The 6504-nt window shown below is 33.0% G+C and carries 5 protein-coding genes; all 5 read left to right on the top strand.

The features are described 5' to 3' along the window. Positions 1-1405 (top strand): hypothetical protein (locus ERL59_RS19115; protein ID WP_160647849.1); only part of this gene is annotated, 1405 nt, incomplete at its 5' end. Between the two features lie 389 nt (positions 1406-1794). Beyond that, complete coding sequence (locus tag ERL59_RS19110; RefSeq protein WP_160647848.1) at positions 1795-2268, top strand: hypothetical protein; 474 nt, start codon at positions 1795-1797, stop codon at positions 2266-2268. 394 nt (positions 2269-2662) lie between these two features. Continuing rightward, complete coding sequence (locus ERL59_RS19105) at positions 2663-2824, top strand: hypothetical protein (protein ID WP_160647847.1); 162 nt, start codon at positions 2663-2665, stop codon at positions 2822-2824. Between the two features lie 240 nt (positions 2825-3064). Next, on the top strand, positions 3065-3307 hold the full coding sequence (locus tag ERL59_RS19100; RefSeq protein WP_160647846.1) for a hypothetical protein: 243 nt from the start codon (positions 3065-3067) through the stop codon (positions 3305-3307). 374 nt (positions 3308-3681) lie between these two features. Continuing rightward, positions 3682-5757 carry a right-handed parallel beta-helix repeat-containing protein gene (locus ERL59_RS19095; RefSeq protein ID WP_160647845.1) on the top strand — a complete coding sequence of 692 codons (2076 nt, stop codon included), beginning with the start codon at positions 3682-3684 and terminating at the stop codon, positions 5755-5757. Positions 5758-6504: the final 747 nt, after the last annotated feature.

Raw genomic sequence — 6504 nt, 5'->3', positions numbered from 1 at the left:
ACAATTTAGTCAGTTGGTCGTGGGTTGTTCCATTCCATTTACTTTGACAGATAATCAAATGCCTGCAGGGGAAAGTACGTATTATATTTTATATATTGGTAACCCAGCTACAGGTGGAATAGAAGTGGGTAAATTTGTAGGGAAAACGAATGCTATAAACATCTCGCCTGAGTTATATGACATATTAAAAGATAACACAGATGAAGAATTTTATGTTGTGAAAGAAGTTCTTTATAATGATGATATCCTCCGATCCTCAGCTGTGAGAATGCCTGGTCAACATTTTACAGTGACAGAAACAGCATTTTTGTTTTCAGAAGCAGGATTCAATGGCGATTGTGTTACAGTGAATAAGGGAGCATGGTCTGGGCAAAGGGTAGATTTAAATCAAACAGGCTATGAATTTGATAATAAGTTGTCCTCCATGTTAGTGCAAGGGAATGTTTATGTAAGTTTATTTGCAGATTCGAACTCCATTAAAAATGCACAAAGGGTCTTCACGGATGAGAACGGTTTTGCTCATATTCGTGACTTTAACGAAATGATTATTGGACCAAATACCGTGTCTTCCGTAACGGTAGATGAAAAAGAAGAAGGAATTTATATGTTTCAGGGACCAGATTTCACTGGTTACAAAGCGCGACTGATTGGTGCAGGGGTAAGTTCCCATAATGGTGGGCATTGGACAAATGAAAATAGCTTATCATCTGTGAAAATTGTGGGTCCGTATGCAGTAGCATTATATGACAATCAGAACTATTCAGGACAGCATATTTTAATTAAAGAGGATTATGGTAATGGGAATTTAGGCAGTATGGATAACAAGACTTCATCATATAGAATGATCTACGGTGAAGGTGTATGGCTCTTTGACGGTATTAATTTTACAGGAAGTCATCAACGTTTCACAACAAACTCTATTTTTAATTGTAATTGGACACCGGATTGTGGATTTGCTAATGATACTTTATCTTCTGTACTAGTGATTGGAGACTATGGAATTGGAATGTTTCTTCACTCTAATTATCGTGGATTTATGTATCCAACGAGACATCATATAAGTAATATGGAAAATTCCTCTAGTTTATTAGGAGATAATTCAATGTCATCATTTAGAGTATTTCCAAAAGGGGTCTATTTAGGAGAAAACAATCATTTAATTCCGGGTGGAACTGAAAAGATTGTAACCACTCCAGGAGAATATAGAACCATAGAGCACTTAGGAATTAAAGATAATACACTAAGTGCAATGTTTGTTATCGGTGACTATAATGTAACCTTATTCTCTGATCTTATTTTTAAAGGAGGGAAAACAGAAGCAGGAGATGGTTGGTACGATGGGCATCTTGGTAATCAAGTCGTAGGTGAAAATAATGCTAGCTCCATTATCATTGAAGAAAATTAAAATATAGTAAATAAATAAGAGAAGCAGTCCTAATAGTGAAAGGTATGACGATCACTTAAGGGGCTGCTTCCTCTTTATTTATCGTTGAAATATAGTTTTTTGTCTTACGTTTGCCACTATATAGTGAAAACATATATTTGATATATGTGGCAAACTATCATCCATTGAGTTAGCGGAGGGAAGCAGGATGATAAAAAGAAAGTCCCTACTAAGATCACTCTTAATAAGGACTAGTACAGACAGCTTGCATTTATATTATCCCAATTAACTAATAAAATATAACACTTTGTTTTTTTGTATGAATGTCTACAGACATCAGTCCAAGCAAACTCTTTAGATGGTACATAAGATAAGATGAACAAAAATTTATGAAGTTGGGAGGTAAGTTTATGGGGTTAAAAAAAGGACCTTTTGTTGTTGCTCAGACTTTCTCAGTATTAGATCCATATGATCCTGCGGCTGAAAATATAATTGTACTTCCTAATGATGGTGATTTTGAAATTGTAGCTACTGTCGATGTATGTGTTAAAAATCCAAAGAAAACACAAGTATCACTGGATTCAATGGTTCAAATTGCTGTAGTAGCAGATACTGATGATGGCGGTGGTCCTGTAACTTTTGAATTGACATATGAGATCCAACGAAATGGTGAAATCATTGCAACAATCAATGATGAAATGGATTATCAATCTCCAGGTCCTGATGGAAGACATACAAACTTTCCAAACTTTCCTATAGTGGATAATAATCCAAGAGCTGGAATCAATACGTATGATCTAAAAGTTACAAGAGTTTCTACATTCGCTGTAGATGATGTCTTTGTAGCATCAAGAAGTTTGAAAGCAACACTATTTATATCATAGATAGTTTAAAAATAAAATTTTATTCTTAAACAGTTAACAGAAAGGGCGTAGACATACGTTCTTTTTTTGTTGGGAAAATATCATCCATTATGCTAGGGGAGGGAAGCAGGATGAAAAAATGATTATTACTAATGATTGATAAATTTCTTTGGAAGTTAATTATTAGTGTAAAGGATATATATATCAAATATACTAATGATTAGATAAAATTGGTATTATATAAATATATATAACAAAAAAAGAATAAACAGAAAATTTAGAATAGTATACTTTGCCAACATCCGACATTTTAGACATAAAGCTATTTTTTTAAGATTAATATAAATATCATAGAATGATATGCGCCTAAACATTCAATAAATACATAAGACTAAATATCAGGAGATGAAGTTTATTGTTCAATAAAGGATTAATGATTTTATTGTTGCTAATATTTGTAATGTCCAATTCATTAGCGTTTGCAGGAGAAAAAGAAAAAACTGAAGAAGAGATCGAAGAATATTTAGAATCATTTATTGATTTCCAAGAAATTAAGGAAGTAAATGAGAAAATCTAAAAAACTAGAAAAAAATAAAGATAAAATTCTCAAATCACTTGATAAAGACATAGTAGCAAAACTTGTTAAAGATACAAAGAAACATAGGGTATTGAAATCAAAATATTAAAAATTATTTGATGAGGATCCTGAACTAGAGCAAATGTATCTTAGTACAGTTGATGCACTTATCATTGAGAAGTTAACAGAAAAACTATCAAAGATACATTCAATTCAGAAGACTCTGTAAAGTTTATTGAAATGGATGATGGGAGTTTTGCAGTAGCACAAACAATAACAGAATACCAAGATGAAAAACCAAAAGCAATAAGTGCTCTTGGCTTAAATCAATATGATTATACTCACATGAGATCATCGGGTATACATAGTATGTCGTTTGTTATACATGTTCCTGCACTTCTCTATCCTGATCCTAGGCTACAATTTAACAATAATATTGAAGTTGCAAGTGCTAATAATGTTGCATATTTAGAAATATTATGACACGGTAAATGCGCTTGGATTATCGTTGGATATGCAGATAAATATAAACGTGAGAAGGTTGTGAATGATCTAGGAGCTGAACCTATCTTTTGTGATGTGTCGAAAGAAGATGTCTTAATAAATTAGAAATAGACGTCGAGAGAAGATATAGGCAGGATGAATGGGAAGTGTACATTAAGAAATGGTTTGATTATTAAACTGAATAAGGAGGAAATTATACCAGTGAAAAAATATAGAGTACTCTTAAAAAAGAATGATAATAGAAGTTGAGGATAATGTTTTTATAAATTTCTATACATTCGTCCATACGCCATCCTTTCATCCTGAATATAATACATCTAATGAACAATTCAGAACAGAAAGGGTGAACAAAGATGGCTGTACTCAAAGTACCATCTGAATTTCCAACAATAAGCGCTGCTTTAACAGCAGCATTCCCTGGTGATACGATCAGAGTTGCTGCAATTACGTGTAATGAATCGATAATAATTGGAGCAGGATTAGATTGCATCCGAATTATAGGATCAGGGATTGGGAAAACCATTGTGGATGGCACTGGATTAGGTGCAAACATGATCGGAATTGACATTCAAGGCTCAGGGTTTATCACGATTGAGAATCTAACGGTTAATAATTTTGATAGTTTTGGTATTCAAATTAGTACTAGGGATAATATCATTCACAAAATTGAGGTATCAAATAATGGAGATGATGGCATTCAGATAGGTGCTGAACGGAATTTGATTATGTCATCAAAAATCAATTCAAATTCAGGCAGAGGTATAAATGATTTATTAAATAATTACCTTGTGTCAAATGATATCTTAAATAATGAACTTGATGGAATTATTTTCTTTGGGGAAAGCAGTTTAGCTTTAAAAAATGTAATTAAAGGGAACAAGAGAGCAGGAATAAGCTCACGTGCACCAAATAATTTAATGATTAATAATACTGTTTTAAAAAATGAAAATGAGGGAATTGAATCATCATTTGGGGATTTAATATTTGCAAATAAAGTAATTGAAAATTTAGAAACTGGAATTTCACCACGTGATCGTAGGACTTTAATTTGGGCAAATGATGTGAGATGTAATGATGAAGATGGAATAATTCTTAGAGGAGGTTCAGAACATAGGATTGTAAAAAATATAATCAATGGAAATAGGAATAAAGGTGTTCAAATCATTGTAAATGATAACATTGTAGATAGTAATTGTATAAGAAAAAATGGAGATCAAGGTATATTAGTTAATATTGGTTCCAATGATAACGTCATTCGATCAAATCGATTAACAGGAAATACACCTGACTTAGAGGACAATGGAACAAACACATTATTCGACGATAACAAATGTAGAACTAGTGATCCAGCGGGATTATGTCAAATAAACAATGAAGTCATAGTAAATGAAGGTGAGAGTATTCAAGCTGCTATTAATGCTGTGACAGAGGGTTCCACAGTTCGAGTTGGTGCTGGAATATTTAATGAAAATATTACTATTCCCGTGGGGAAAGATCGTATTCGTATTATCGGAGCAGGGAAGAATAAAACAATTATCGATGGAACCGATATTGATGCAATTGGGATTGACATAGACGCTTCTTCGTTTATCACGATAGAAAATCTCACGGTCCAGAATTTTGTTGGCGGCTTTGATGATATTCATGGCATTCAAATCAATACAAGTGACAACATTCTACACTGTGTCAATTCATTTGGCAATGGTGAAGATGGAATTCGTATTGAAGATACAGGTGAACGCAATATGGTCATGAATTGTGAGTCAAGTGATAATATTGGAGAGGATTCTGATGGAATTGACGTTAGAGGGAATCACAATTACGTCGTTTGTAATCAGTTTAATAGGAATCGCGATGACGGTATAGAGTCTGATGGTTCGTTTAACCTGTTTCTTCATAATTTATGTGACGGGAACATGGATGATGGAATAGAGGTAGACGGGAATAATAATTATGTTATTGGTAACTGTACATTAAATCAGGGTGATGATGGGATTGATATAGATGATGGTGATTTTAATTTAGTCCTTTGGAACAAAGCAACTGGTAATGGGAAAGATGGAATTGATATGGATGGAATTGATACAGATGCTGTTAATAACTTGGTTTGGGGTAATGTTTGTTGCAATAATGATAGTAATGGCATTCGTGTTAATAATGATTTAAATAGAGTGATCAAAAATAACGTAAAAAACAATAAAGCTCAAGGTATTTCTGTTACTGAAGGTCATATAAACAATATCATAGACAAAAATCTCATTATAAATAATAAGCAAGCTGGAATTTTGTTAGAAGGAGATAACAACAAAGTCCGTTCCAATTGTTTAACAGGAAATACCCCAGATATTAATAACCAAGGTGCAGATAATATCATCGATGAAAACAAATGTCAAACGAGTTTTCCTGATGAGCTTTGTGAAGGTTATTAAATATAAATATAAATGCTATAAGTAATTTCTATCCAATGGTTTATTTTAGTACATCCTTTGTCTGACAAAATAGTCCCCCCATTTAATTTTAAGAGTAAAACCTAGAAGACCGTACTGTGCACATAATTTATATACGGACCTAAAATTTTGAAAATGACTGGAGGTTTTTTGAATTGATACGAAAAGTGAAATTTATCAAAGAGAACATGATAAATTAACGAATATATTAAAGAGGTAGAAGAGTCTAAAAGAAAGTTAGTTGAGGGGTTAATTGATGATGTAGCTTATCTCAAGTTCAGACCTATCTAGTTCAGTGGGAGATAAGCAAGGTGTACACCATTGGATGAATCCTCTATATAGAGTTGGAAACGATAGCTTAAACGTATTTGGTGAATATGGTTTTACAAACATTCCATTTGCTGTAGATTAAAAAATGTAAACGTAGGAAAGTCTATTCAATCAATGGATATGGAATATCCACTTTACAAAAACCGATGGTTGGGATCATCGGTAATTTAGTCATGCATGAAAATGAGTTAAAACTACTAGTTGTGAGTATCTACAAGATTAATAGACACGAATCAAAATGGGGTAGAATTACTTTTACCAATTCAGGGTAAACCACTAGTTAAGCTAGAGGATGGAGAGCGTAATCCTGCAATCATATCGAATGCATGGAGAACGCAAACGGTGAACTGATTTTGACGTATCAATAGGGGGTGGTATTTTGGATTTCTCAGGGAATTT

This window comes from Chengkuizengella marina, assembly GCF_009910845.1.
In the GTDB taxonomy this organism is placed as follows: Bacteria; Bacillota; Bacilli; order Paenibacillales; family KCTC-33759; genus Chengkuizengella; species Chengkuizengella marina.
Note: the sequence above shows the minus strand (reverse complement) of the source record. Positions and strands in the feature narration are given on the sequence as shown.